The 23,778-nt window shown below is 74.4% G+C and carries 27 protein-coding genes; 15 read left to right on the top strand and 12 right to left on the bottom strand.

Annotation, left to right across the window (positions count from 1 at the left end):
* Positions 1 to 2 precede the first annotated feature (2 nt).
* Positions 3 to 578 carry a TerD family protein gene (locus ACQPY4_RS20550; RefSeq protein WP_433338742.1) on the top strand — a complete coding sequence of 192 codons (576 nt, stop codon included), beginning with the start codon at positions 3 to 5 and terminating at the stop codon, positions 576 to 578.
* A gap of 181 nt (positions 579 to 759) precedes the next feature.
* Here the strand turns inward: ACQPY4_RS20550 and ACQPY4_RS20545 are convergent, their stop codons facing one another.
* The 3 genes from ACQPY4_RS20545 to ACQPY4_RS20535 form a co-directional block, all read right to left on the bottom strand.
* The gene (locus ACQPY4_RS20545; RefSeq protein ID WP_433338740.1) at positions 760 to 1,071 is read right to left on the bottom strand and encodes an antibiotic biosynthesis monooxygenase family protein; all 312 of its coding nucleotides are present in this window, start codon (positions 1,069 to 1,071) and stop codon (positions 760 to 762) included.
* An 86-nt stretch (positions 1,072 to 1,157) separates the two neighbouring features.
* The gene (locus ACQPY4_RS20540) at positions 1,158 to 1,583 is read right to left on the bottom strand and encodes a RidA family protein (RefSeq protein ID WP_433338738.1); all 426 of its coding nucleotides are present in this window, start codon (positions 1,581 to 1,583) and stop codon (positions 1,158 to 1,160) included.
* 40 nt (positions 1,584 to 1,623) lie between these two features.
* Positions 1,624 to 1,989: a YybH family protein gene (locus ACQPY4_RS20535; protein WP_433338736.1), complete on the bottom strand. Its 366-nt coding sequence runs from the start codon at positions 1,987 to 1,989 to the stop codon at positions 1,624 to 1,626.
* Between the two features lie 70 nt (positions 1,990 to 2,059).
* Here ACQPY4_RS20535 and ACQPY4_RS20530 point away from each other — a divergent pair, with 70 nt between their 5' ends.
* The 5 genes from ACQPY4_RS20530 (at position 2,060) to ACQPY4_RS20510 (ending at position 5,832) form a co-directional block, all read left to right on the top strand.
* Positions 2,060 to 2,935 carry a LysR family transcriptional regulator gene (locus ACQPY4_RS20530; protein ID WP_433338734.1) on the top strand — a complete coding sequence of 292 codons (876 nt, stop codon included), beginning with the start codon at positions 2,060 to 2,062 and terminating at the stop codon, positions 2,933 to 2,935.
* Positions 2,936 to 3,003: 68 nt separating this feature from the next.
* Positions 3,004 to 3,789 carry an HAD-IIA family hydrolase gene (locus ACQPY4_RS20525; RefSeq protein WP_433338732.1) on the top strand — a complete coding sequence of 262 codons (786 nt, stop codon included), beginning with the start codon at positions 3,004 to 3,006 and terminating at the stop codon, positions 3,787 to 3,789.
* A 127-nt stretch (positions 3,790 to 3,916) separates the two neighbouring features.
* On the top strand, positions 3,917 to 4,195 hold the full coding sequence (locus tag ACQPY4_RS20520) for a hypothetical protein (RefSeq protein WP_433338730.1): 279 nt from the start codon (positions 3,917 to 3,919) through the stop codon (positions 4,193 to 4,195).
* Between the two features lie 186 nt (positions 4,196 to 4,381).
* Entirely contained in the window at positions 4,382 to 5,167 is a 786-nt protein-coding gene (locus tag ACQPY4_RS20515) for a DUF3152 domain-containing protein (RefSeq protein ID WP_433338728.1), read from the top strand.
* A 41-nt stretch (positions 5,168 to 5,208) separates the two neighbouring features.
* A complete protein-coding gene (locus ACQPY4_RS20510; protein WP_433338727.1) occupies positions 5,209 to 5,832 on the top strand; it encodes an IMPACT family protein in 624 nt (207 codons plus the stop codon).
* Here the strand turns inward: ACQPY4_RS20510 and ACQPY4_RS20505 are convergent.
* Both ACQPY4_RS20505 and ACQPY4_RS20500 read right to left on the bottom strand, forming a co-directional pair.
* Positions 5,808 to 6,527, bottom strand: coding sequence for an ATP-binding protein (locus tag ACQPY4_RS20505; protein WP_433338725.1), 720 nt, complete (start codon positions 6,525 to 6,527; stop codon positions 5,808 to 5,810). The genes ACQPY4_RS20510 and ACQPY4_RS20505 overlap by 25 nt on opposite strands.
* A gap of 107 nt (positions 6,528 to 6,634) precedes the next feature.
* A complete protein-coding gene (locus tag ACQPY4_RS20500; protein ID WP_433338723.1) occupies positions 6,635 to 7,174 on the bottom strand; it encodes a CGNR zinc finger domain-containing protein in 540 nt (179 codons plus the stop codon).
* Between the two features lie 86 nt (positions 7,175 to 7,260).
* Between ACQPY4_RS20500 and ACQPY4_RS20495 the strand changes: the two genes are divergently transcribed.
* Positions 7,261 to 8,163 carry a DMT family transporter gene (locus ACQPY4_RS20495; protein ID WP_433338721.1) on the top strand — a complete coding sequence of 301 codons (903 nt, stop codon included), beginning with the start codon at positions 7,261 to 7,263 and terminating at the stop codon, positions 8,161 to 8,163.
* A 108-nt stretch (positions 8,164 to 8,271) separates the two neighbouring features.
* On the opposite strand, the gene ACQPY4_RS20490 is transcribed toward ACQPY4_RS20495, so the two are convergent.
* The 4 genes from ACQPY4_RS20490 to ACQPY4_RS20475 are packed head-to-tail and all read right to left on the bottom strand — an operon-like array spanning position 8,272 to position 11,631.
* Positions 8,272 to 9,030, bottom strand: coding sequence for a methylated-DNA--[protein]-cysteine S-methyltransferase (locus ACQPY4_RS20490; protein ID WP_433338719.1), 759 nt, complete (start codon positions 9,028 to 9,030; stop codon positions 8,272 to 8,274).
* Positions 9,027 to 9,656 (bottom strand): RNA polymerase sigma factor, encoded by a 630-nt coding sequence (locus ACQPY4_RS20485; protein ID WP_433338717.1) that lies wholly within the window; start codon positions 9,654 to 9,656, stop codon positions 9,027 to 9,029. The genes ACQPY4_RS20490 and ACQPY4_RS20485 overlap by 4 nt, the downstream gene beginning before the upstream one ends.
* A gap of 44 nt (positions 9,657 to 9,700) precedes the next feature.
* Entirely contained in the window at positions 9,701 to 10,366 is a 666-nt protein-coding gene (locus ACQPY4_RS20480) for a response regulator (RefSeq protein ID WP_433338715.1), read from the bottom strand.
* A complete protein-coding gene (locus tag ACQPY4_RS20475) occupies positions 10,363 to 11,631 on the bottom strand; it encodes a sensor histidine kinase (RefSeq protein WP_433338713.1) in 1,269 nt (422 codons plus the stop codon). The genes ACQPY4_RS20480 and ACQPY4_RS20475 overlap by 4 nt, the downstream gene beginning before the upstream one ends.
* A gap of 148 nt (positions 11,632 to 11,779) precedes the next feature.
* Here ACQPY4_RS20475 and ACQPY4_RS20470 point away from each other — a divergent pair, with 148 nt between their 5' ends.
* The 3 genes from ACQPY4_RS20470 to ACQPY4_RS20460 all read left to right on the top strand — a co-directional run bounded on the left by ACQPY4_RS20470 (position 11,780) and on the right by ACQPY4_RS20460 (position 15,114).
* Complete coding sequence (locus tag ACQPY4_RS20470) at positions 11,780 to 12,592, top strand: TIGR04222 domain-containing membrane protein (protein ID WP_433338711.1); 813 nt, start codon at positions 11,780 to 11,782, stop codon at positions 12,590 to 12,592.
* Positions 12,593 to 12,731: 139 nt separating this feature from the next.
* The gene (locus ACQPY4_RS20465; protein ID WP_433338709.1) at positions 12,732 to 14,438 is read left to right on the top strand and encodes a sensor histidine kinase; all 1,707 of its coding nucleotides are present in this window, start codon (positions 12,732 to 12,734) and stop codon (positions 14,436 to 14,438) included.
* A gap of 13 nt (positions 14,439 to 14,451) precedes the next feature.
* The gene (locus ACQPY4_RS20460; protein WP_433338707.1) at positions 14,452 to 15,114 is read left to right on the top strand and encodes a response regulator; all 663 of its coding nucleotides are present in this window, start codon (positions 14,452 to 14,454) and stop codon (positions 15,112 to 15,114) included.
* Here the strand turns inward: ACQPY4_RS20460 and ACQPY4_RS20455 are convergent.
* Positions 15,078 to 15,785 carry a phosphatase PAP2 family protein gene (locus ACQPY4_RS20455; protein ID WP_433338705.1) on the bottom strand — a complete coding sequence of 236 codons (708 nt, stop codon included), beginning with the start codon at positions 15,783 to 15,785 and terminating at the stop codon, positions 15,078 to 15,080. The genes ACQPY4_RS20460 and ACQPY4_RS20455 overlap by 37 nt on opposite strands.
* A gap of 112 nt (positions 15,786 to 15,897) precedes the next feature.
* The gene (locus tag ACQPY4_RS20450) at positions 15,898 to 16,587 is read right to left on the bottom strand and encodes a DedA family protein (RefSeq protein ID WP_433338703.1); all 690 of its coding nucleotides are present in this window, start codon (positions 16,585 to 16,587) and stop codon (positions 15,898 to 15,900) included.
* 187 nt (positions 16,588 to 16,774) lie between these two features.
* On the opposite strand from ACQPY4_RS20450, the gene ACQPY4_RS20445 reads away from it, so the two are divergent.
* From ACQPY4_RS20445 to ACQPY4_RS20425, 5 genes are all read left to right on the top strand, one after another.
* Positions 16,775 to 17,209: a DUF1707 SHOCT-like domain-containing protein gene (locus ACQPY4_RS20445; protein WP_433338701.1), complete on the top strand. Its 435-nt coding sequence runs from the start codon at positions 16,775 to 16,777 to the stop codon at positions 17,207 to 17,209.
* 49 nt (positions 17,210 to 17,258) lie between these two features.
* Positions 17,259 to 17,897, top strand: coding sequence for an HAD family hydrolase (locus ACQPY4_RS20440; protein WP_433338699.1), 639 nt, complete (start codon positions 17,259 to 17,261; stop codon positions 17,895 to 17,897).
* Positions 17,898 to 18,329: 432 nt separating this feature from the next.
* A complete protein-coding gene (locus tag ACQPY4_RS20435) occupies positions 18,330 to 19,028 on the top strand; it encodes a hypothetical protein (RefSeq protein WP_433338697.1) in 699 nt (232 codons plus the stop codon).
* 150 nt (positions 19,029 to 19,178) lie between these two features.
* Complete coding sequence (locus ACQPY4_RS20430; RefSeq protein ID WP_433338695.1) at positions 19,179 to 21,509, top strand: glycosyltransferase; 2,331 nt, start codon at positions 19,179 to 19,181, stop codon at positions 21,507 to 21,509.
* Entirely contained in the window at positions 21,506 to 22,765 is a 1,260-nt protein-coding gene (locus ACQPY4_RS20425; RefSeq protein ID WP_433338693.1) for an acyltransferase family protein, read from the top strand. The genes ACQPY4_RS20430 and ACQPY4_RS20425 overlap by 4 nt, the downstream gene beginning before the upstream one ends.
* Here ACQPY4_RS20425 and ACQPY4_RS20420 read toward each other — a convergent pair.
* Positions 22,744 to 23,739 (bottom strand): metalloregulator ArsR/SmtB family transcription factor, encoded by a 996-nt coding sequence (locus tag ACQPY4_RS20420; RefSeq protein ID WP_433338691.1) that lies wholly within the window; start codon positions 23,737 to 23,739, stop codon positions 22,744 to 22,746. The two genes, ACQPY4_RS20425 and ACQPY4_RS20420, sit on opposite strands and share 22 nt — an antisense overlap.
* Between the last annotated feature and the right edge of the window lie 39 nt (positions 23,740 to 23,778).

The raw sequence follows: 23,778 nt of genomic DNA, 5'->3' as shown, positions 1-23,778 counted from the left end.
AAGTGGGAGTCAGTCTGAGCAAGGGCGGCAACGTCTCGTTGAGCAAGGAGGCTCCCGGACTGACCGCGGTCGTGGTGGGTCTGGGCTGGGACGTGCGCACCACCACCGGCAACGACTTCGACCTCGACGCCAGCGCCCTGCTGGTCTCGCCGGAGAACAAGGTGCTGTCGGACAAGCACTTCGTGTTCTTCAACAACCTCAAGAGCCCCGACGGCTCGGTCGAGCACACCGGTGACAACCTGACCGGTGAGGGCGAGGGCGACGACGAGGCGATCAAGGTCAACCTCGCGGGCGTGCCCCCCGAGGTCGCCAAGATCGTGTTCCCGGTGTCGATCTACGACGCCGACAACCGCCAGCAGAACTTCGGCCAGGTCCGCAACGCGTTCATCCGCATCGTCAACCAGGCGGACAACAACGAGATCGCGCGCTACGACCTGACCGAGGACGCCTCCACCGAGACCGCGATGGTCTTCGGTGAGCTCTACCGCAACGGCGCCGAGTGGAAGTTCCGCGCCGTCGGCCAGGGCTACGCGTCGGGTCTGGGCGGCATCGCGTCCGACTTCGGCGTGAACGTCTGAGCCAAAGGCACCACCAGCGGGGGCTCCGGGCCACTGGCCCAGGGCCCCCGCTCGCTTACAACCCCCCCGCCCCAGCCCCATACGCACCCGAGCTGGTCATCGCTGATCGCGGTGAGGTGCATGTGGTCCGGATAGGAGACCCCGCGCCGCCGGCGCCGGGCCGGCCGCCGCGACGCGGTCGCTACCTTGAGCCGCTCGGCAGGTGACTGCCATGCACCTCGAAACGCTCGACCTCCGATCCGCCGACCAGGAATCCGGCAGCGGTGATGCGAGCGACGGTTTCCCGATAGTGCGCCGAGCTCTCGAGCGCATCCGCCGCGGCGTGGTCTTCCCAGAGCGTGGTGACGATGCGGTCGTCGCCATGGCGCCCGAACAGGAGGCCGAGGAATCCATGCTGTGCGCGGAACATCGGCAGCGACTCCTTCGCGGCGAAGCGCTCGTACTCCGATGCCCGTGCCTGGTCTACCCGCGTCCGCCAGATTCGCATGATCATGCTTCACCATGGAGTGCCCGGCGCGTTTGGTCAACCGGGCTTGAGGCCTGTTTCCTGCGTGGATTGCGGCTCCGGCGACCCGGGGGTCAGGCGGGGACGGCGGCTAGGGCCTCGATCTCGATCAGGAGGTCGTCGCGGAACAGGCGGGAGACCTCCACCAGGGTGGAGGCGGGACGCACGCCCGCGGGCAGGGTCTCGTCGCGTACTTCGCGGACGGTGACGACCTGGGATGCGTCGCGGATGAAGTAGCCGAGCCTGACGACGTGTTCCCAGCGGGCGCCGGCGGCGGTGAGGGCCGCCTCCAGGTTGGCGAAGACCTGGCGGGACTGGGCGCGCAGGTCGCCGGGGCCGACCAGGGTGCCGTCGGCGGCCAGCGGGATCTGGCCGCTGATGACCACCAGCCGGGCGCCCGGGTCGATCGAGACGGCGTGGCTGTAGCCGTTGCCGGGGGCGAGCCCGGTGGGGGACAGCTCGTGGATGCCCGTTCCCGGGCGTTCGTGGGATGCCTTCATCCGGCACACCGTAGCGGTCACCACCGACGTCCGGCGCGGGTCAGGTGGGCGGGGTGAGGAACTCGGGCTGGTCGAGCAGGCGCAGCCAGGAGCCGTCGGGCTGGCGGCGGACGACCTGGGCGCGGGCTCCGGCGCCGTCGCGGGGCGGGGTGGCGGTCAGCGCGATGTCGCCGCTGATGAGGGTGGGCAGGGAGGACTCGGGTTCGAAGCGCGGGCGGTTCGCCAGGACCTTCTCCCACAGGGCCTGGATGGCCGCGCGGCCGACGGTGGTGGTGCCGGGCGGGTAGGCCACGACCGCGTCGGGTTCGTAGAGCGCGGCGACTCCGGCGGCGTCGCCGGCGTTGGAGCGTTCGACGAACAGGCGGGTGATGTCCTCGGGCCGCATGGCCTTGTCGTAGTGCGTCATGTCTCCAGCGTGGCTTCGCTCGACCCAGAAGTCCAACAGCTGGTTCTCATGGGAGCTAGAATCAGTGGTTATGGATTTGCGGCAGCTGGAGTACTTCGTCGCGGTCGCCGAGGAGGGCGGCTTCACCCGGGCGGCCGAGCGGGTGCACATCAGCCAGTCGGGGGTGAGCGCGCAGATCCGGCGGCTGGAGCGGGAGCTGGGGGCCGAACTGTTCGACCGGTCGGCGCGGGCCGCGACGCTGACGGTGGCGGGCAAGGCGGCGCTGGAGCACGCCCGCGCGGCGCTGGCGGCCGCGGGCGCGGTCGGGCAGGCGGTGGGCGAGGTGACCGGCCTGATCCGGGGACGCCTGGCGGTGGGGATGGTGACCGGCTGCACGGTGACGCCGCTGTTCGAGGCGCTGGCGGCCTTGCATCGGGCGCATCCGGGAGTGGAGCTGGCGTTGCTGGAGGACGGCTCGGACCGGCTGGTCCGCGACGTGCGCGAAGGCGTGCTCGACCTGGCGCTGGTGGGCGCGGCGGCCGTCCCCGAGGGGCTGGAGTCGCTGACGATCGTCAGCGAGCGGCTCGTGGCGGCCGTCCCGGGCGGTCATCCCCTGGCGGGACGGCGGCGGGTGGCGCTGCGCGACCTGGAGCCGTACCCGGTGGTGTGCATGCCGCCGGGCACGGGCCTGCGCACGGTGTTCGACCGGGCGTGCGCGGCGCGGGACGCCCACCCGGTGATCGCCCTGCAGGCCAGCGCGCCCGACGCGATCGCCGACCTGGCCGAGCGGGGGCTGGGCACCGCGATCCTGAGCGAGTCGATGGCGGCGCACTACGCGGGCCGCCTGACCGCGCTGCCCCTGGACGACGTCCCGAGCCCCGGCCTGCTGCTGCTGGCGTGGCGTCCCGCTCCGGGCCCGGCGGCCCGCGCCCTGTTGGCCCACTGCCGCCGGGCGTTCGGCCTGTGACCGGGCGCCGGCGCCGTCCCGGGGGTGACCTGCGCGCGGGCGGCGATCACGGCTGCGAGAATGGGGGCATGACCGAGCGCAAGGCGATCGAGTACTGGCTGTCGGACATGGACGGGGTGCTGGTGCACGAGGGCCGTCCGATCCCGGGCGCGGCGGAGTTCATCGGGCGGCTGGAGGAGTCGGGCACGCCGTTCCTGGTGCTGACCAACAACTCGATCTACACGCGGCGGGACCTGTCGGCGCGGCTGGCGACGATGGGGCTGCGGGTGCCGCCGGAGTCGATCTGGACCTCCGCGCTGGCGACCGCGCAGTTCCTGTCCGACCAGCGTCCCGAGGGGACGGCGTATGTGATCGGCGAGGCGGGGCTGACCACGGCGCTGCACGAGGCCGGGTACGTGCTGACCGACATCGATCCCGACTACGTGGTGCTGGGCGAGACCCGTACCTACAGTTTCTCGCAGGTGACGCGGGCGATCCGGCTGGTGGAGCGGGGAGCGCGGTTCATCGCGACCAACCCGGACCCGATCGGGCCCTCGGCCGAGGGGTCGCTGCCGGCGTGCGGCGCGGTCGCCGCGATGATCACCAAGGCGACGGGCGTCGACCCGTACTTCGTGGGCAAGCCGAACCCGCTGATGATGCGCACGGCGCTGAACCGGGTGGGTGGTCACAGCGAGTCGACCGCGATGATCGGCGACCGGATGGACACCGACGTGGTGGCGGGGGTCGAGGCGGGGCTGGAGACGATCCTGGTGCTGACGGGGGTGACGCGCAAGGACGAGGTGGAGCGGTTCCCGTTCCGCCCCTCGCACGTGGTGGCGTCCATCGCCGACGTCGTCGCCATGATCGCCTCCTGAGGGCCTCCTGGGCCTTTCTCGCGTGTTCGCTGGGCCTTCACGCGGCGGCCCCGGCGGTGTCACGGCCGGGTCGGGGCGGGCGTCGAGTGTGCGCGTGAAGGCACCCCCGATCCCTCACGGAGGCCTCATGACCACCGAGACGACCGACGCGCGCCGCGCGGGCACCGACCTGGCGCCCATCGAGGACGTGCTGCGCAACACCGAGACCGCCGTCATCGAGCTGGTGCACGGAAGCGTGCGGGTGACCCGCACGCTGCTGCCCGACGTGGTCGTGCGCCCGACCGTGACCGTCGAGCGGGTCTTCGACGTGGCCGAGCGGCTGCTGGCCTCCTCGCGGCGTTCGGCCCACACGCTGGCCTCGTTCGTGGAGTCGGGCTTCGACGGCGCCGAGCGCTGGGCGGCCTGAGCGGACCGTTTCCCGGGAAAAGGCGCGGCGCGTCCGGCCCGCGGGACCCCTTCCCGCGCGGTGTCGGACGCGCCGCGCCGCCGGTTACGGGCCGTGACCGGACGGTGGCGCTACGATGCGGGGCGGCATGCGGTCTGGGAGGCGATCCGGGGGCGGAGATGCGGGAGATCTGGGTGCGGGTGTCCGATGGGTGAGGCGCGGGGCGGCGTGGTGATGGCGGCGGCGCGTCCGGCGCGTCCGGCGCCGCGGCGGCATCGGCACCGGCGTCCGGTGGGCGCGCGGCGGCGGCTGGGCGCGGCGGGCGTGGTGGCGATGCTGGCGGCCGGGACGGGCGCGGTCGTGGCCGCGCACGAGGCGTCGGGGCGGGGCCCGGAGCCGCGTGCGGCGTCGCGGGCGCGTCCGGCGGCGATGCGGGACGCGCCGCGCCCGCCGCTGGTGCCGCAGGCGGCGTCGGGGCGGTACCAGGTCGTGGCGGGGACGGCGGAGCCGCCCGCCGGGACGCGCGGCCGGACGGTGCGGTACATGGTGGAGGTGGAGCGGGGGCTGCCGTTCGGCGGGCCGGAGTTCGCCGGGCGGGTGCACGGCGTCCTGAACGATCCGCGCGGGTGGGGGCGCGGCGGGGTGATGCGGTTCCGGCGGGTGGAGCGCGGCGCGGCGCGGTTCCGGGTGTCGCTGTCGAGCCCGGCGCTGACCGACCGGATGTGCCGTCCGCTGACCACGCGCGGCGAGCTGTCGTGCCACCAGGGCGCCCGCTCGGTGATCAACGCGCGGCGGTGGGCCGGGGGCGCGCCGACCTACGGCGCGGACCTGGCGGGTTATCGCGAGTACGTGGTCAACCACGAGGTGGGGCACGCGCTGGGGCATGGGCACCGGGGCTGTCCGCGTCCGGGGCGGCGGGCGCCGGTGATGGTGCAGCAGACGATCTCGCTGCGGGGCTGCCGTCCCAACCCCTGGCCGTTCCCCGGCGGCTGAGGCGGGCGCCCGGCGGCGCGGTTTGATAGAACTCCACCACGATGCGGACGATCAAACAGGGCGGGTCGCTGGAGCTGGAGGTCCGCAGGTCGCGGTTCGTGTGCACGCTGTGGCGGGCCTCGAGCGAGGCCGAGGCGGCGCGCGTGCTGGCGGGGCATCGCCGCGCGCACCGGGACGCCTCGCACAACTGCACCGCCTATGTGCTGGGCGAGTGGGGCGAGATCACCAAGAGCAGCGACGACGGGGAGCCCGCGGGCACGGCCGGGGTGCCGATGCTGGAGGTGCTGGTGCGGCGCGGGCTGACCGGCACCGTGGCGGTGGTGACGCGGTACTTCGGCGGGGTGAAGCTGGGCGCGGGCGGGCTGGTGCGCGCCTACGGACAGGCGGTGGCGGGCGCGGTCGACGCGGTGGGCGTGGTGGAGCGGCGTCCGGTGGTCACCGCGACGGTGCGAGTGGCGCACGCGCTGGCGGGCCGGTTCCTGGGTGATCTGCACGCGTCCGGGCGGCTGCCGCGGGATGTGCGGTACGGCGCGGAGGTGGAGGCGGACGTGCTGGTGCCGCCGGAGGAGTTCGAGGCGTTCGCGGCGTGGGCGGCGCAGGTGACCGCGGGCCGGGCGCGGGTGGCGGCGGGCGTGCGGGGTTATGTGGAGGTGCCGGTCGAGTGAGGCGCCGTCCAGCCGCCGGGGTGCGCGGGGACGGTGGGCAGTTCCACGGTGACGCGTATGCCGCCGGTGGGACGCGGCAGGAGGGTGAGCCTTCCCTGGTGCGCGCGGGTGATGGTCTGGACGATGGCCAGGCCGAGGCCGACGCCCGCGTGGTCGGTGTGGATGCGCTCGGTGCCGCGCTGGAACGGTTCGGTGAGCGTCGCGGCCCGCTGCGGGCTGAGGACGTCGCCGGTGTTCTCGACGGTGGGGACGGCGAACTGTTCTCCGGTCGGCGCGATGTGGCGGTCGCGGTGGACCTGGTCGCGGAACGGGACCGGCCGCGGGCCCGCGATCTGACGCGCGTGGGGCCTGCCGGGGGCGCGCTCGCGGTCCAGGGCGCGGAGCTCCAGGGGCTCGGTGGAGTGGTGGTCGTCGGCGCCGCGGTCGGCCCCGGTGGCCGTGTCGTCGAGGCGGTCGAGCGTGCGGATCGGCGGGCCGCTGCCGGAGTCGGCGGCGACGCGCCTGGTGATCTCGTGGCCGCGGGGGGCGGCGATGCCGCCGGGGATGATGGCGCTCAGCAGTGGCGGAGCGGGGCTGCCGGAGTCGGAGTCGGCGGCGCGGCGGTCGGGGTGGCCGTCGATGGTCGCCTCCGGGCGTGGGTCGTCGTGGACGGCTTGGGCCGGGGTGGGCTCGTCCTCGACGACCGGTGACCGCATGCCGGTCACGCTATGAGCCGGCGCCTATCGTCGGCGTATCGAAATCCGCATACGTGCGGGCGACACGGCGCCGCCGGGATCGGGCGCCGGCGTGCGGGACGTCCTGGTCAGGGGGTGTGGCGGGTGCGGTAGGCGGCGGCCTTGGCGCGGTTGCCGCAGCGGGCCATGTCGCACCAGCGGCGGGTGCGGCGGCGGGAGGCGTCCAGGTACAGGCGGGTGCAGGTGGGGGCCTGGCATTCGCGGATGTCGGCGGCGCGGGGGCCGCCGAGCAGGGTGACGGCGGCGCGGGCGATGTCTGACAGGGCGGCGTGGAGGGTGCCGGTGCGCCGGACGCCGGTGCCGGGGCGCAGGGCGGGGACGGTGGGGGCGTGGGCGGCGGCGGCGTTGAGGGCGGCGGTGTCGGCGGGGCCGAGGGCGTGTCCGGCGCGGGCGGCGGTGGCGGCGCGGTAGACGGCCTCGCGCAGCGCGACGGCGGCGGCCAGGCCGTCGTGGTCGCAGTCGGGTTCGCGGGTGAGCAGCCCGGCGGCCACGGTCCAGCGGGCGGCGTCGGCGGGGGCGGCGAGCTGGTCGTGGCGGTCGTGGAAGCGGTGCCGCAGCGTTCCGGCGAAGTCCAGCGCCAGGTCGCCGCTGACGAAGGTGAACTCCATCACCCCACAATAACCGCCTTGACAGGTTACGGGGCGGTCTCGAAGGATCGGTAACCGTATTGGCCGGTTATCCGGGGGTGGGTGTCGTGGCGGTCCGGGTGGAGGGGGCGCGGCGGCGCGCGGCGGCGGCGGTGCGGGGACGTTCCCCCGTGCAGGTGGCGGGGCCTCCGGTGTTCGTGCTGGTGTGGAGCAGCGGGTTCGTCGCAGGGGCGATCGGGGTGGACGCGGCGCCGCCGCTGCTGCTGATGTTCGCGCGGTTCGCGGTGGCGGGTGTGGCGCTGGCGGCGTTCGCGGCGCTGGTGCGGGCGCCGTGGCCGCGCGGGCGGGCGCTGCGGCATGTGATGGTGGCCGGGCTGCTGGTGCAGGCCGTCCAGTTCGGCGCCCTGTACACGGCGCTGGGGATGGGGCTTCCGGCGGGGATCGTGGCGCTGGTGCAGGGCCTGAACCCGGTGGTGATCGCGCTGCTGGCGGCGCGGACGCTGGGCGAGAGCGTGACGGGACGCCAGTGGGCGGGGTTCGGGCTGGGCGCGGCCGGGGTGGTGCTGGCGGTGGCCGATCGGGTGGCGTTCTCGGCGGTGGGCGTGGTGTTGTGCGCGGTGGGGCTGGCGGGTTTGAGCGTGGGCACCGTGTATCAGAAGCGGTTCGCCGCCGACATGGACGTGCGGACCGGGACGGCGGTGCAGTTCCTGGCGGCGGCTCCGGTGATCGGGGTGGTGTCGCTGGTGGCCGAGACGCCGCGGGTGACCGACTGGGGCGTGTTCGGCGGCGCGCTGGCCTGGATGGTGCTGGTGAACTCGATCGGGGCGTTCCTGCTGCTGAACACGCTGCTGCGGCGTTCGCTGGCGAGCCGGGTCAGCACGGTGTTCTTCCTGACGCCGTCGGTGACGGCGCTGATGGCCTGGGGGCTGCTGGGGCAGGGGCTGGATCCGCTGGCGGTGGCGGGGCTGGTGCTGGGCGGCGCGGGCGTCCTGCTGGCCGCCCGCGCCTGATCTGCGGCTGGTCCGCGGCAGGGCGCGCGTGCCGGACCGGGTGCTGCCGTCCTGCTGGCCGCCCGCGCCTGACCTGCGGCTGGTCCGCGGCGGGGCGCGCGTGCCGGGTCAGGTGCCGCCGTCGGGGTGGCAGTGGCGGCAGGGGCGGTATCCGGCTTGGCGTGCGGCGGTCAGGGTGCGGAAGCCGTGGCGGTGCGCGGGGGTGATGCGGCGGGCGTCGGCGCAGGTGGGGTGGCACACGATGCCGGTGGTGTCGCTGGCGAGGTAGTGCACGCCGCGGCGGGCCAGGTCGGCCAGGGCGTCCAGGTCGACGTTCTCGGCGCGCAGCAGCTGTTCCTTGGCCTGGTCGCCGAACACGTACTGGCCGATGGTGCCGTCGGAGCGGGTGACGCGGTGGCAGGGGATCAGCAGCGGGACGGGGTTGCGTCCCAGCGCGGACCCGACCGCGCGCACGGCCTTGGGGCGTCCGGCGCGTCCGGCGACCCAGGCGTAGGGGCGGACCTGGCCGCGGGGGATGGCGGCGGTGGCGCGCAGCACGTCGGCCTCGAACGGGGTCAGGCCGCGCAGGTCCAGCGGCAGCGATCCCAGGCGGCCGGTGCGCAGCGCGGGCACGAGCCCGGCGGGGGGACGGGAGGCGGGCAGCAGCGGCCGCGCGAACCGTTCGCGGAACGCCAGCGTGAAGGTCTCCTCGTCCATTCCGGCGCGCAGGAACGCCACGCCGTGGTCGGTGTAGGCGACCTGGAGGCCGGGCAGGGGGCCGGGGACGTGGACGTGGCGGGCGGCGACGCGGTCGAGCAGGGCGGCGGGCGGGTCGGCGGCCAGTCCGGCCAGCAGCCCGGTCAGCGGGTCGGTGTGGTTGTCGGTCATGGCGTGCCCCCTGGGTCGGTCTGCGGGGAGGTGTTCATGGCGCGGAGCCGGGCCAGGCCCCGCGAGACGTGCGATTTGACGGTGCCTTCGGGGACGCCGAGGATCTCGGCGATCTCGGCGACGGGCAGATCGGCGACGTGCCGCATGACCACGGCGGCGCGCTGGGCGGCGGGCAGCCGCACCAGCAGCGCGGCCAGTTCGCGTCCGGTCTCGTGGCGGGCGGCGGTGGCCTCGACGCCCTCGGCGGGGTCGGGCGCGTCGGGTGGTTCGGCGACGGGGTCGGCGGCGGGGCGGCGGGAGGCGGTGCGCAGGGTGTTGCGCCACAGGTTCATCAGGATCGTCATGAGCCAGGGCCGGGGCCGCAGTTCGGCGATGCGGCCGGGCTCGTACCCGCACAGGGCGCGGTAGGCGCGCAGGAACGCCTCGGCGGCCAGGTCCTCGGCCTCGGCCCAGCGTCCGGTCAGGCGCAGCGCGGTGGAGAACACCGCGGAGCGGTAGGCGGTGTAGAGGGCGGCGAACCCGGCGTCCAGGTCGTCGGCCAGGGCCGCCACGACCGGCCCGGCGTCGGGGTCGGCGCCCGGTTCGCCGGGTTGGGCGGGTGCGGTGGGCTGTCGCGTGAGCGTCACGTCCTGGGGAACACCGCGGTGGGCGGTCCGGTTGCGCGCCTGGGTCAGCTGAGCCAGCCGGGGCGGATCATGCCGGTCTCGTAGGCCAGCACGACCAGCTGGGCGCGGTCGCGGGCGCCGAGTTTGGCCAGGATGCGGCTGACGTGGGTCTTGGCGGTGGCGGGGCTGAGCACCAGCCGGGCGGCGATCTCCTCGTTGGACAGGCCGGCGGCGACCAGTTCCAGGACCTCGCGCTCGCGGTCGGTGAGGGCGTTGAGCTCCACGGCCGGGGGCGGCGCGGTGATGCGGGAGGCGAACTCGGCGATGAGGCGGCGGGTGACGGTGGGGGCCAGCAGGGCGTCGCCGCGGGCCACGACCCGCACGCCGTGGATCAGTTCGGGCGGTTCGGTGTCTTTGACCAGGAACCCGCTGGCGCCGGCCTTGATGGCGCCGTAGACGTAGTCGTCCAGGTCGAAGGTGGTCAGGATGACCACGCGGACCTCGTGCAGGCGGGGGTCGGACACGATGCGGCGGGTGGCCTCCAGGCCGTCCAGGACGGGCATGCGGATGTCCATCAGCACCACGTCGGGCCGCAGCTCGGCGGCGCGGGCGATGGCCTGCTCGCCGTCGCCGGCCTCGGCGACGATCTCGATGTCGTCCTCGCCTTCGAGGATCGACCGGAACCCGGCCCGGACCAGTGTCTGGTCGTCGGCCAGCAGTACCCGAATCACGCGCTCTCCTCCATCAGCCCCTCCGCACGGCCACGGTCGTGGCCCTGGCTCCCGGTGACCGGGAGCACGGCACGCACGCGGAACCCGCCCGCCGGGCCGCGCCCGGCGGACAGGTCGCCGCCGACGGCGGCGGCGCGCTCGCGCATTCCGCGCAGGCCGTTGCCCCGTTCCAGCGCGGCCGGGTCGGACGGGCCCGCGCCGTCGTCGTCGATCTGGACGACCAGCGCGCCGCCGGAGCGGCGCACATCGACGGTGACGGTGACGCCGCGGGCGGCGGCGGCTCCCGAGTGCCGCACGGCGTTGGTGAGCGCTTCCTGCACGATCCGGTAGCCGGCCAGGGCCACCGGCGCGGGAAGCATATCGGCCAGGGCCTGGTCGGTGGTGTCGCCGGTCCGCTGGACGGTGATCCCGGCGGCGGTGGTGTGGGCCAGCAGCTCGGTGAGGCGGCCCAGGGTGGCGGTGGGCGCTTCGGGGGTGCCGCCGGTTTCGTCGGTGTCGACCTGGCGCAGGACGCCGAGCACTCCGCGCAGCTCGCGCAGGGTGGTCTTGCTGGCCAGCTTGATGGCCTCCAGGGAGGCGTAGGCCTGTTCGGGGTCGTCGCGGCGGTGCAGCGCGGCGCCGGCCTGGACGTTGATGAGGGAGATCTGGTGGGCCAGGATGTCGTGCAGTTCGCGGGCGATGCGCAGGCGTTCCTCGGTGGCGCGGCGGCGGGCCTCCTCCTCGCGGGTGCGCTCGGCCTCGGCGGCGCGGTGCTCGGCGGCCTCCATCCGCATCCGGCGGCTGCGCACGTACTGGCCCAGGCCGATGGTGCCGAGCATCATCACCGTCAGCGCGGCGGTGCCCTCGGGTTCGACGATGTTCTCGTGTCCGCCGCGCACGGCCGACACCACCAGGATGCCGGCGTTGACGGCGACGGCGGCGTGCAGGGTGACCCACAGGCGGCATTGGGCGGCAGCGGTGAACAGCCCGATCAGGAACACCAGCCCGACGGGGCCCTCGGGGTAGCCCAGGGGGTAGTACAGCGGCGGGACGATCATCGTCACGACCAGCACCGAGACCGGGTACCGGCGGCGGAACATCAGCGCCAGGGACGCCAGGGTGATCAGGAACGCGCCGAAGGGCCACAGCGCCTTGTCGTCGCTGCCGGCCGTCATCGCCGACATCGCCAGGGTGATCGTCCAGGCGCCGGTGGCCAGGGCCACGTCCATGACGCGGGCCCGCGTCCAGGAACCGCTCAGGGCACGAACCGCACGCGTGGGGGTCACGCCCAGACTCTATATCCTTCGGGACGCCCGGCCCGAGGGTCACGGCCCGCACCTCGCGCGACGGCGGACCTGGCGGCCCGCCCCGGCAACCGTTGGTCGACGCGCCGCGTCCAACGCGGTGAACGCGGTCGGTCATCGGGGGGCAGTCTTGAGCAGTCAGAGCGTCGGGTTCCTGGTCCTCACCGCGAGCCTGGTGGTGAGCTGGTCTGTCGTGGCGCCGTGGAAGCGGTTCCTGCGCCGCGGTCCCGCGGTGTCGCGGGACGTCCATCCCTATGAGGTGGCTTGCCTGCGTGAGGCCGACGATGCGAGAAAGCGGTTGCTGCCGGCCGTGCTGGGAGCGTTGCGGGTAGATCAGGTGCTCGGGCTGGCCGGGCGCGGTGTGCGGGTGGCGGGGCCGGCGCGCCGCCGGCTTGTGCCTGTGGAGGACGCCGTCGTCGCGGCGGTGGCCGCCAGGCCCGAGGGTGCCGTGCTGGGAGCCATCGCCGACGACGAGCGGGTGACGTCCGCGGTGGACGGGCTGCGCGCGCGGCTGCTGGAGGACGGGCTGGTGCTCGCCCCCAGGGCGAGGAGGCGCCTGCGGCTGGCCTATCTGTTCCTGTGGGTGGTGTCGACCGGGCCGGTCATCGTGTACGGGTACCTCGCGGGGTGGACCGAGGCGGAGAAGATCACGCCCGCGGAGGCGTGGATCTTCGTGCCGATCGTGTGGTGGTTCGTGACGTTCTTCTGGGCCGCGTTCCGTGTGCTCGATCCGGAACACACGACCAAGGCCGCGGACCGGGCGGTCGCGGCGGTCGCGTCCCGGCACAGGGCGCTGCGCCGGCGGGTCCGGCGGCACGAGGACCTGCCGGTGAGCGCCGAGGAGGCCGCGCTTCTCATCGCGCTCGGCGCCGACCGGATCCCCGGCGTCGAGCATGAGTTCGCGCTGCGCGCCAGGATCTACGTGCCGACGGGCGATGGATGAGGGGGCGGGCGCGCGGCGGCCTGGCGGCATCGCCGGTGCGTGACCCGCGTCGCGGATGGCGCGTCCTCGGCGAGCGGAGGGGGTGAGCCTTGACTTTCGTCAGTGTCGGCGCAGTTCACGGGCTTGTAGCGTGAACTGGGTGAACTTGGTGGATCGCGGGGTCGCGGCGGCGGGCGGGCTGGTGGCGCGGCTGCGGCGGCCGGGGCGGCGGGCGGGGCGGCGCGAGCGGGTGCGCGACGGGCTGTTGTGGGCGGTGCTGGCGGCGCCGGTGCTGCTGGGGCTGATCGGCGGCGGGCCGGCGGGTGACCGGCCGTGGTGGGCGCAGCTGCTGGGGGTGCTGGCGCTGGGCGCGGCGATCGGGGTGTGCCGGGCGTGGCCGCCGGCGGCGCTGATCGCGGTGCTGGCGCTGCTGCCGCTGCACGGCAACTTCGTGTTCGGGTTGCCGGTGGTGTCGTATCTGGCGGGGCGGCGGGGGCCGCACGCGCGTCCGGTGCTGTGGGTGTTCGGCGGGACGCTGGTGCTGGGGTCGCTGTACAACACGCTGCGCGGTGAGGATGTGACCTCGTGGTTCCCGCAGACGATCTGGCTGGTGGTGCTGGGGGTGCTGCCGTGGCTGGTGGGCCGGTACTGGCGGCAGTACCAGGAGCTGGTGCACGCGGGTTGGGAGCGGGCCGAGCATCTGGAGCGCGAGCAGCGGATCGTGGCCGAGCAGGAGCGGCTGCGCGAGAGGTCGCGGATCGCGCAGGACATGCACGATTCGCTGGGGCACGAGCTGGCGCTGATCGCGGTGCGGGCGGGGGCGTTGCAGGTGGCGCCGGGGCTGGAGCCGGGGCATCGGGAGGCGGCGGCGCAGCTGCGGGCGGGGGCGGCGGCCGCGACCGACCGGCTCCGGGAGATCATCGGGGTGCTGCGCGAGGACGCCGACGGCCCGGACGGCCCGGCTGGCTCGCCCGGTTCGGGGGGTGAGGCGCCGATCCGCCCGGCGCGGGAGAGCGTGGCCGAGCTGGTGGCGCGGGCGCGGGCGTCGGGCGTCCCGGTGACGCTGGAGGACGACACCGGCACTGGCCCCGGCGGCGGGCGGGACGCGGGGGCGCCGGGGGCGATGGCGGATCTGGCGGTGCACCGGGTGGTGCAGGAGGCGCTGACGAACGCGGCCAAGCACGCGCCGGGGGCGCGGGTGGTGGTGCGGTTGTCGCGTTCGGGGGACGGGACGCGGGTGGCGGTGGAGAATCCGGCGCCGCCGGAGGGGCCGCGGCTGCTGCCGTCCGGTGGTGGGCGGGGGCTGACGGGGCTGGCCGAGCGGGTGCGGCTGGCGGGCGGGACGCTGCGCGCGGGCCCGGATCCGCGGGGCGGGTTCGCGGTGGTGGCCGAGCTGCCGGACGCGGCGCCCCCGGCGGGGGCGGCTCCGGCGGCGGCGGACGCCTCGGAGTCCTCGCTGCGGTTGCAGCGGCAGCGGCGGCAGGTGCGGCGGGTGCTGATCACCACGATCGCGGTGCCGGCGGGGCTGGTGGCGGTGCTGTCGGCGGTGATGGCGGGCTACTACGTGTACGTGGTGTTCACCTCGGTGCTGAGCCCGCGCGACTACGCGCGGCTGCGGGTGGGGCAGCCGCGGGCGCAGGTGGAGCGGGTGCTGCCGCCGCGGCAGCTGATGAGCTCGGACATCGATAGGGTGCGGGCGCTGGATCCGCCCGGGACGCGGTGCCGGTTCTACCGGTCCGACGCCGATCTGCTGGGGCGCAGCGAGGTGTTCCGGGTGTGCTTCGCCGGTGACCGGCTGGCGCGCAAGGACGTCTACCGCGCTCCGCTGGGCGGCGGCGCGAACGGCGGCCAGAGCGGCGGCGGGTGAGGGAGTGGCGAGGGTGATCCGGGTTCTGCTGGCCGACGACGAGGCGATGATCCGCGCGGGGGTGCGGGCGATCCTGACGGCCGATCCGGGGATCGAGGTGGTGGCCGAGGCCGGTGACGGGCGCGCGGCGGTGGAGCTGGCGCTGAGCCATCGTCCGGACGTGGCGGTGCTGGACATCCGGATGCCGCGGATGGACGGGCTGGCGGCGGCCGAGGAGTTGCGGCGGGCGGTGCCGGACACGGCGGTGGCGATGCTGACGACGTTCGGTGAGGACGAGTACATCGAGCGGGCGCTGGCGGGCGGGGTCAGCGGGTTCCTGCTGAAGTCCGGCGATCCGCACGAGCTGATCGCGGGGGTGCGGGCGGTGGCGGAGGGGGCGGCGTTCCTGTCGCCGAAGGTGGCGCACCGGGTGATCACCGAGCTGTCGTCGGGGCGGATGACGCGGGGGACCTCGGCGCGGGCCCGCACCCGGGCGCTGACGCCCCGGGAGACCGAGGTGCTGGCGCTGGTGGGCGCGGGCCTGTCCAACCAGGAGATCGCGGCGCGGCTGCACGTGGTGGAGGGCACCGTGAAGGCGTATGTGAGCGCGATCCTGGCGCGTCTTGAGGTCCGTAACCGGGTGCAGGCGGCGATCGTGGCCTACGAGGCGGGCCTGGTGGCCGAGCCGGGGGAGTGATCGGCGCCGACGGGGACCAGGTCGGGGACGGTCGGCGTGGCGGACATCGGCACGGCGGGCGGACGCGGTGCGGGCGGTGTGCCGAGCAGGGCGGGGCCGCCGGGCAGGGCGCGGGCGCGGCCGACCAGGGCGGCGGCGGGCCGCGCGGCGGCCAGGCAGGCCAGGGCGGCGACGGCGGCGCCCAGCAGGTATCCGGCGGCGACGTCGTGGGGGTAGTGGACGCCGACCAGCACGCGCGAGAAGGCCATCAGCGCGGCCAGCGGCAGCACCAGCGGGGCCAGGGCCCGCCAGGCGACCACGATCGCGGCGGCGGAGGCGGCGGCGATGGTGGCGTGGTTGCTGGGGAAGGACCAGTCGCCGGGGGCGGGGCAGGCGGCGATGTTCACGGCGCCCGCCACGGCGCGGCAGGGGCGTTCCTCGCGCAGCTGGGTCTTGGAGATCTCGCTGACCAGGTAGGCGGCGATGACGGCCACCGGCGCGGTCAGCGCCAGGGCCATGGCCCGGTCGCCGCGGCCGCGGGCCCGCCACCAGCCCGCCAGGAACAGCACGGCGAACAGTCCCAGGCCCGCGTCGGTGCCGATCTCGGCGGCCTCGCGCGCCCACGGGGGCAGCCCGTGGGCGAACTCGGTGACCTCGCGGTACCACTGGGCGCTGAACTCTGGCGCTCGCATGCTCTCCCTCACGTCGGTGGGCGGTGCCGCCCTAACGTGAGATCTTGCAGCAAGCCACAGAAGTTCACCCTATGTTCATGAAATCAGGGTGGATCTTCCGGTTTAGGGGTGTTTAGCCGGTGGTGACGGGCTTCTCTTCGGGCTCGGCGCCGACCTCGGCCTCGTTCTCGTCCGTGGCCGGGGCGGACTTGCGCTTGCGCAGGTAGCGGACGATCTCCACGACGGCGGTCACCGACAGCGCCAGGCCCAGCCCGACGGCCACGCCCTTGATCGGGGACTCCTCGAAGGCCTTGCCGCCGACGTAGCCGAGCACGACCCCGTACACGGCCCAGGAGATCGCGGCGATGCCGGCGAAGAACGCGAACCAGCGGCGGGGGTAGCCGCAGGTGCCCATGGTCATGGTCACGGCGGTGCGGCCGCCGGGCACGTAGCGGGCCACGACCAGGATCAGGCCGCCGCGTTCGCGCATCAGGGCCTGCGCCCAGGTGAACGCCTTGTGCTTGCGGGTGCCGGGTTTCATCCGCGCGACCATCTTCTGGCCGGGGCCGCGCCCGACGTAGAAGGACACGTGGTCGCCGATGAAGGCGCCCAGCGCGGCCAGCGCCATCACCGCGGCCGCGTTCGGCTCTCCCGTGGACGCCGCGTACACGCCCCCGGTGATCACCATGCTCTCGCTGGGAACGACCGGGAAGAAGCCGTCGATCACCGCGACGGCGAACAGCGCGAGGTAGAACCACGGTGAGGTCACCGCGGCGTCCAGATGCTCGGTGAGCGAGTGGAAGAGATCCATGACTGCGTCCATGGGGCAAGAGCCTAGAGAACGATCTCCCCCCGGGGCATCGGACGAAGGAACCTGACCGCCCCCTACTTAGGGCAGGGGCGGGCATTGGTCCTGCGAAGGATGTAGGGCCGGTTCCTCACCCCGGAGGACGACCCGGGCCGCGTCCCGGGGAGATCCTGGAGATCGACAGCCTCAACGGGAGCACACGATGGAACCGCACCTGAACAAGCACCCCGCCACCGGCGCCGTGCGCGCCGCCGACATCGACCGCAACACCACCATCGAACGGCTGGGCGACGCGCTGGCCGAGGGCGCGCTGGACACCGCCGAGTACAACCGGCGGCTCGAGCTGGCCACCTCGGCCGTCACGGTGGGGCAGCTGGAGCCGCTGACGGCCGACCTGCCCGTCTCGCGCGCGGCGTCGTCGGCGAAGGCGGCCCGGCGGCAGGAGGCCGACCGCCGCGAGTGGTTCAACGAGTGGGGGTACTGGGCGGTCGGCGCCGTGGTCATGACGGTGATCTGGGGCGCGACGTCGCTGCGCGCGGGCGAGCCGCGCTTCTACTGGCCGATGGTGCCGCTGGCCATCTGGGCGGCGATCCTGGTCTCCTACGCGATCTGGCCCGAGCGCGACAAGGACGACTGACGGGAAAACGGTTCGACGCCGGGCGCGTCCCGCCGCCACAATGCCCGCTGTGGCCGTACTTCACCTCTTCGACATGGACGGCACCCTGCTGACCGGGTCCACCGCCAACCTGGAGGTCGCGCGGCAGCTGGGCACGCTGCCCGAGCTGCGGGCCCTGGAGGACGCCTTCGCCGCCGGGACGATCGACACCCGCGGCTTCTCGGCCGAGATCCACCGGCTGTGGGGGCACCTGACCCCGGCGGCGGTCGCGGCGGCGTATGCGGCCGGGACGTGGCTCAACGGCATCGAACAGGTCTGCGCCGACATCCGCGCGCGGGGCGAGCACTCCGCGGTGATCACGATGTCGCCGGACTTCTTCGCGCGGCACCTGCTGGAGCTGGGGTTCGACGAGGTGTTCGCCTCACGGTTCCCGCCGCTGCCGTTCCGCGCGCCGCTGGACCCCGAGGGGGTGCTGACCCCGGCCGACAAGGTCGTGATCGCCGAGCGGCTGCGCCGGCGGCACGGCCTGCCGCCCGAGCGGTGCGTGGCCTACGGCGACTCGATGTCGGACGCGCCGCTGTTCAAGCACGTGACCCACTCGGTCGCGGTGAACGCCGACCACCACCTGGCGGGCATCGCCTCGGCCGACTACCGCGGCGACGACCTGACCCGCGCCTACGAACTGGCCCGCACCCTCCTGGACACCTGACCACCGCCCATCACCGGGCCCATGAGCCGGGGTGAAGCGGTGCGCCGCCTCCAGCGCGGGATCGTCCAGCGGCTTGCCGGCCCGCGGCGCCCCGACGTCCTCGGTGCCACCTTCGAGCGCAGCTGTCATCTCTCTCACACAAGGGGGCCCGGCGCGCACAGCGATTCCAGTGCCGCCGTCACAGTCGCTGGAGGTCGCGGACGCGGCCGCTCAGACTCGGGGTGATCGCCGGGGCCGTCCAGGGCGGGGGCCGGTCTATGAGCGTGACGCCGTCGGGCTCGGCGGGGGAGGTGTTTCGGTGGCGCGGTGGGGTGGTGGGCGCTGGGTTTCTGTGTGGGAGTCGGCGGCGGTTCGGTGTGTGCGGGGTGGCGGGGGCGGGATTGGGGTCATCATGGGGCGTTGAGTCGGTCGAGCCCGCCCGGGAGCGTGCGCATGTCTGGTCCCGTTTCGATGACGTCGTCCGGCCGTGGGGTGCGGGAGGAGGGCGGGGACGGGCGGGTGCTGCGGTGGCTGGGGGCGATGGCGGTGGCCTACGCGCTGAGTCATCACGTGGGGTTCGGGCTGGCGTGGATGGGGGAGACGGCCGAGCGGACGCGGTGGGCGGACTGGGTGGACGTGGCCACGCCGTACGCGGTGCTGCTGACGGCGGCGGGGGCGTTGCGGGCGGGCGGTGCCGGGGGGCGGGTGTGGGCGCTGTTCCTGGTGGGCGCGATCACCTATGTGGAGGGGCACGGGGTGCATCTGGCGGCCAACTCGGTCGGCAACGTCGATCCGGGCGCGGTGGCGCATTTCTGGGACGAGTACGTGGGCCACTACCTGTGGTACGGGGGGCTGGTGGTGGTGTTCGCGGCGCTGATGGCGGGGCTGGGGGACCGGGCGGCGGCGTGGCGTCCGGTGCCGGTGGCGGCGGCGGTGCTGTCGGGGGTGACGTTCACCACCAACGCGCTGGAGGGGCGGTTCGCGGTCCCGGGACTGGTCGTTTGCGCGGTGTTCACCTGGTGGGGGCTGTCGGCGCGGGGGCGGCTCGGCGGGCTGGCGGCGGCGGTGGCCGCTCCGGCGCTGGTGATGCTGGTGATCTACGGGGTGTGGCATGGCGGGTTCCCCGAGCCGTCGGCCATCGGCTGGGTGTGACGGGACGTTTCTGGTCCGTGAAAGTTCATTTCGATCAGGTGAATTCTCGTACCACCTGCCCCGTTGACCCCTTGCGCCCCTTCCACCCTGCTGTGGGACAAATAGCACGCAAGTCCCCTTTAGTCTCCCGTGAGCAGTGGAAGGAACCCGGTGACCTCCCCCCCGCCCAGTTCACCGCCCCGTGTCCGTCCCGCCCCCCGAACCAGCACCCACGTCCTGACCGTCGGAACGCCCGGCCCGCGCCTTGACCAGGTCCATCGCACGCTGGCCGCGGCCGGTCACCAGATCCACCACGCCGAGCCGGGCGACGTGCGCCGCCAGGCGCGGCTGACCCCGCCCGACGCCGTGATCGCCCTGACCGGCGACGCGGCCCGCGACCACGGCGCCCGCGCGCTGATCCACGAGGTGCGGCAGGTTCCGGCCGGGCGCGCGGCGCCGCTGCTGGTCCTGACCGCCGACACCGGCCCGGCCGCGGTGGTGGAGGGCCTGCGCTCCGGCGCCGACGACTGCCTGCCCGACTCCTCCGACCCCGATGAGCTGCTGGCCCGGATCGACGCCAAGCTGCGCCGGGTGCCGGTGCCGGTGGAGCACCTGCCGCTGGACCCCTCCACCGGCCTGTACTCGCGGCCCCATTTCCTGGACGAGGTCGACCGCGAGCTGGGCCGTCCGCACCCGGGACGTCCCGACGGGGTCGTCGCGGTCGTCGGCGTCGCGGAGATGGCGACGCTGGAGACCCGCCTGGGTCACCGGGTGCGCCGCGAGGTCGCCGAGCGGATGGCGGGCGTCGCCGAACGGCTCGGTGCCGCCTGCGACCGGTTCGGCTGGGACGACGACGGTCATCTGCTGATGCTGCTGCCGGGCATCGACGCCGAGACCGCTCAGCGCACCCTGCAGGAGTTCGCCGACGCCGTCGCCTCCACCCGGTTCATCGTCGCCGACGAGCATCTGCGGCTGACCCCGCTGGTGGGGTGGGTGCCGCTGGCCGAGTGCCATGACCGTCCCGGCCACACCTACGCGGTCGCCAGCGCCCGCGACGCCGCGCAGGAGGCCGCGCACCACCGCGACCTGCGCCCGGTGCGGTACCAGCCGTGGATGCACGGCACCCCGCGGCGGCGCTCGCTGCCCGGACGGGCCGCCCGGGCGCTGCTGCCGGTGCTGTCGCCGCTGCTGATGCTGGTGTTCGGCGTGCTGGCCCCGCTGGCCGGATACGTCGCCCTCTACCAGGCCGGCATCGACGCCGGACCCGTCATGTACTGGGTGGTGGTGGCGGCGCTCGTCACCGCCGCCGCGCTGATCATGCTGGAGTGCCTGTTCACGCTGGACGCCGTCCCGCGCCCCGCGCACCCCGCCCGGCCCTACCCGGCCGCCAGCGCGATCATCGCCGCGTACCTGCCCAACGAGGCCGCGACCATCGTGGAGACCGTGGAGTCGTTCCTGCGGCTGGACTATCCCGGCGAACTGGAGATCGTCCTGGCCTACAACACCCCCCGGCCGCTGCCGGTGGAGGAGGCGCTGCGGGACCTGGCCCGCCGCGACCCGCGGCTGGTGCTGCTGCCGGTCACCGGCAGCACCTCCAAGGCGCAGAACCTCAACGCCGCCATCACCCGGGTGCGCGGCGAGTTCGTCGGGGTGTTCGACGCCGACCACCACCCCCACCCCGGAGCGTTCCGGCTGGCGTGGCACTGGCTGTCACACGGCTACGACGTCGTCCAGGGCCACTGCGTGGTCCGCAACGGCGACAGCTCCTGGGTCGCGCGGATGGTCGCGGTGGAGTTCGAGGCCATCTACGCCGTCAGCCACCCCGGACGCACCCGCCTGTACGGGTTCGGGCTGTTCGGCGGATCCAACGGGTTCTGGCGCACCGACCTGCTGGCCTCGACCCGCATGCACGGCACCATGCTGACCGAGGACATCGACTCCACCCTGCGGGCCCTGACCGCCGGGGCCCGCATCGCCGTCGACCGCGAGCTGATCTCCCGCGAGCTGGCGCCGACCACGCTGCGGGCCCTGTGGAACCAGCGGACCCGCTGGGCGCAGGGCTGGCTGCAGGTCTCGCTGCGGCACCTGCGCCGCGCCGTGACCGCGCCGGTGTTCACCCCCCGCCAGCGCGCCGGGCTGCTGGTGCTGCTGGGCTGGCGCGAGATCCAGCCGTGGCTCACCCTGCAGATCCTGCCGATCCTGGCCTACTCGGGCTGGCGCGCCGGGGGAGCGGGCAACCTGGACTGGGCCGTGCCCACGTTCCTGCTGGCCACGGTGTTCACCGTCGCGACCGGGCCGGTGCAGACCTACTTCGCCTGGCGGCTGGCCGTCCCCGAACTGCGCCGCCGCCACCGCTGGTTCTGGTCCTACCTGCTGGTGTCCAGCGTGTTCTACAGCCACTTCAAGAACATGATCGCCCGCAACGCCCACCTGAAGGAGGGCCTGGGCGACCGCCAATGGCGCGTCACCCCCCGCGGCGGCGACCGGGGGCGGGACACGTGAAGCCCGACCCGGCCCTGAACGGCACCCGCCCCCGCACCACCACCCACCCACCCGAAGGCGCCCCCGAGGGCGGCCCGCACGGCGGTGGCCGCATCCGCGAACTGGAGGGCTACCGCGGCATCGCCGCCCTGAGCACCGTGGTCTTCCACGTCTGGCAGCACTACACCCCCCACGGCCCCGCCGGGCCGCAGCCGCCGCTCACCGACCGGTTCTCCCGCGCGGTGTTCTCCTTCGAGATCGTCGACCTGTTCTTCGTCCTGTCGGCGTTCCTGCTGACCCTGGGCTACGCCCGCGACGCCATCGACCGCCGCCCCACCCGCTCGGCCCGCACGTTCCTGTACCGCCGCGCCGTGCGGATCCTGCCGCTGTACTGGACGGCGATCCTGGTGGTGTGGGCCACCCGCAACCCGGACCTGCCCGGCGACTGGATCGACCTGGTCGAGCACCTGACCTTCACGCAGGTCTTCGACCGCGAACGCATCTTCTACACCATCGGCGCGTCATGGTCGATGTCCCTGGAGATCATGTTCTACGGGCTGCTGATGATGCTGGGCCCCGCGGCGACGCGCGCCTGCCGCCGCCTGGAGCGCCGCGCGGCCCGGGTCGCGGTCTGCGCCGCGGGCTGCGCGGCACTGTACGCCGCGCCCGTGGCGTGGCTGGTGACCGCCCGGTACGTCCTGGCGATCCCCTCCACCGACTGGCCCGCCTACTACGGCCCCCAGGCACGCTTCCACGCCTTCGCCGCCGGGATGCTGCTGGCCGTCGCGATCGCCGCCCTGGACGGCCGCGGCCGCCTGGGCCACCGCGGCGCCGCCACGGCCCGGCTCGCCACAATCGCCGCACTGGCGGCGCTGACCTGGGCCGCGACCGACCCCGCCCGCCCCGACGGCGCCGCGACACTGCTGTACCACCCCGCGGCGTCGGCGCTGTGGGTGATGCTGCTGTACGCCACCGTCCACGTCCGCCACGAGGCCCGCTGGCACCGCGCGCTGCGCGCCCGCTGGCTCACCGGCACCGGCCTGGTCAGCTACAGCCTCTACCTCTGGCACGAACCGATCATGATCGCGCTCGACGACGCCGGCGCGCTGCCCGGCGGCCCGGCCGGGTTCGCGCCCGCGCTGCTGATCGTGCTGGCGGTCGCGGTGCCCGCCGCCGCGGCCAGCTACTGGCTCATCGAGTACCCCGCCGCGCTCCTGCGCCGGCTGCGCGACTCCTCCCACCACCGCCGCGACTACTACCCCGAACTGTCACGCTGACCCGGCGGCGCGGCGGCCAGGCCGTCGCCCAGCGGGCTGCGCCGATACAGCACATGACGGCCGTCCCGGACACCGGTGACCAGCCCCGCGCCGCGCAGCACCCGCAGGTGCTGCGAGACGGCGCTGGGCGTGACCGCCAGCCGCCGCGCCAGCTCCACCGTGGGCAGCGGCTCCTCCAGCAGCGCCAGCAGCCGGGCCCGCGCCGGACCCAGCAGCGCCGCCAGCGCCGACGCCTGCACCGGCGGTGGCGCCGCCCACAGCGTCGCCACCGCCCGGCACGGGTAGGACAGCATCGGCGGCTCCAGCGGGCTGACCGGCGGGGCCGGTTTGTGCGCGAACACCGACGGCATCAGCAGCAGCCCCCGCCCCGACGCCTCCACCCGGTGCCGTCCGATCATCTGGCCGATGTGCAGGACACCGTCCCGCCACCGCAGGTTCGGATGCATGTCGGCGAACAGCGCCCGCGCCCCGCCCACGGCCAGCCGCCGGGCCCGGTAGGTGGTGTCGGCCTCCATCACCAGCCGCAACCGCGGCCAGGACGGCTCGAGCGCGACCCGCCAATAGTGCGCCAGCACGTCACAGACCGCGTCACGCACCGCCAGCACCGCCCGGTCACCCTCGGCGGCCAGCACCTCCGGCAACGGATCCGGCGCGTGCGCGGCGGCCAGATCACGCCGCACCAGCGCCGCCGGAGCGCTCCGCACCACCGCCAGCTCCTCGGCGAACACCGGCGCGAACACCGGCGGACGCGGCGTCAGGAAGTCCGGCAGCGCATGCGACGCGCCCACCAGCGCCAGCAGCAGCCGCGTGTCCACCCCACCCAGCCGCCCCATCACCGACCGCCGCCACGGCAACAGCAGCGCGTGACGTCCCGGCTCACGCAGCACCCGCAGGCTCAGCACCGTCTCGTGCAGCGGCGAGATCGCGAACCGGGTGTCCGCCAGATCCTCCACACCCAGCACAAAACTGATCATTAAGCCCCACGCTACATCGATTGCCGCGCCCACCCCCGC

This window comes from Spirillospora sp. CA-294931 (genome assembly GCF_050946795.1).
Taxonomy (GTDB): domain Bacteria; phylum Actinomycetota; class Actinomycetes; order Streptosporangiales; family Streptosporangiaceae; genus Spirillospora.
The sequence above is the reverse complement of the archived record's forward strand: the minus strand, read 5'-3'. Positions and strand labels throughout refer to the sequence as shown.

What these genes read in the sequence shown, in the direction of transcription:
- ACQPY4_RS20545 (WP_433338740.1), bottom strand. Translation starts at nt 1,071, where the DNA reads ATGATCATGCGAATCTGGCGGACGCGGGTAGACCAGGCACGGGCATCG.
- ACQPY4_RS20540 (WP_433338738.1), bottom strand. Translation starts at nt 1,583, where the DNA reads ATGAAGGCATCCCACGAACGCCCGGGAACGGGCATCCACGAGCTGTCC.
- ACQPY4_RS20535 (WP_433338736.1), bottom strand. Translation starts at nt 1,989, where the DNA reads ATGACGCACTACGACAAGGCCATGCGGCCCGAGGACATCACCCGCCTG.
- ACQPY4_RS20530 (WP_433338734.1), top strand. Translation starts at nt 2,060, where the DNA reads ATGGATTTGCGGCAGCTGGAGTACTTCGTCGCGGTCGCCGAGGAGGGC.
- ACQPY4_RS20525 (WP_433338732.1), top strand. Translation starts at nt 3,004, where the DNA reads ATGACCGAGCGCAAGGCGATCGAGTACTGGCTGTCGGACATGGACGGG.
- ACQPY4_RS20520 (WP_433338730.1), top strand. Translation starts at nt 3,917, where the DNA reads ATGACCACCGAGACGACCGACGCGCGCCGCGCGGGCACCGACCTGGCG.
- ACQPY4_RS20515 (WP_433338728.1), top strand. Translation starts at nt 4,382, where the DNA reads ATGGGTGAGGCGCGGGGCGGCGTGGTGATGGCGGCGGCGCGTCCGGCG.
- ACQPY4_RS20510 (WP_433338727.1), top strand. Translation starts at nt 5,209, where the DNA reads ATGCGGACGATCAAACAGGGCGGGTCGCTGGAGCTGGAGGTCCGCAGG.
- ACQPY4_RS20505 (WP_433338725.1), bottom strand. Translation starts at nt 6,527, where the DNA reads ATGCGGTCACCGGTCGTCGAGGACGAGCCCACCCCGGCCCAAGCCGTC.
- ACQPY4_RS20500 (WP_433338723.1), bottom strand. Translation starts at nt 7,174, where the DNA reads ATGGAGTTCACCTTCGTCAGCGGCGACCTGGCGCTGGACTTCGCCGGA.
- ACQPY4_RS20490 (WP_433338719.1), bottom strand. Translation starts at nt 9,030, where the DNA reads ATGACCGACAACCACACCGACCCGCTGACCGGGCTGCTGGCCGGACTG.
- ACQPY4_RS20455 (WP_433338705.1), bottom strand. Translation starts at nt 15,785, where the DNA reads ATGCGAGCGCCAGAGTTCAGCGCCCAGTGGTACCGCGAGGTCACCGAG.
- ACQPY4_RS20450 (WP_433338703.1), bottom strand. Translation starts at nt 16,587, where the DNA reads ATGGACGCAGTCATGGATCTCTTCCACTCGCTCACCGAGCATCTGGAC.
- ACQPY4_RS20445 (WP_433338701.1), top strand. Translation starts at nt 16,775, where the DNA reads ATGGAACCGCACCTGAACAAGCACCCCGCCACCGGCGCCGTGCGCGCC.
- ACQPY4_RS20435 (WP_433338697.1), top strand. Translation starts at nt 18,330, where the DNA reads ATGTCTGGTCCCGTTTCGATGACGTCGTCCGGCCGTGGGGTGCGGGAG.
- ACQPY4_RS20420 (WP_433338691.1), bottom strand. Translation starts at nt 23,739, where the DNA reads ATGATCAGTTTTGTGCTGGGTGTGGAGGATCTGGCGGACACCCGGTTC.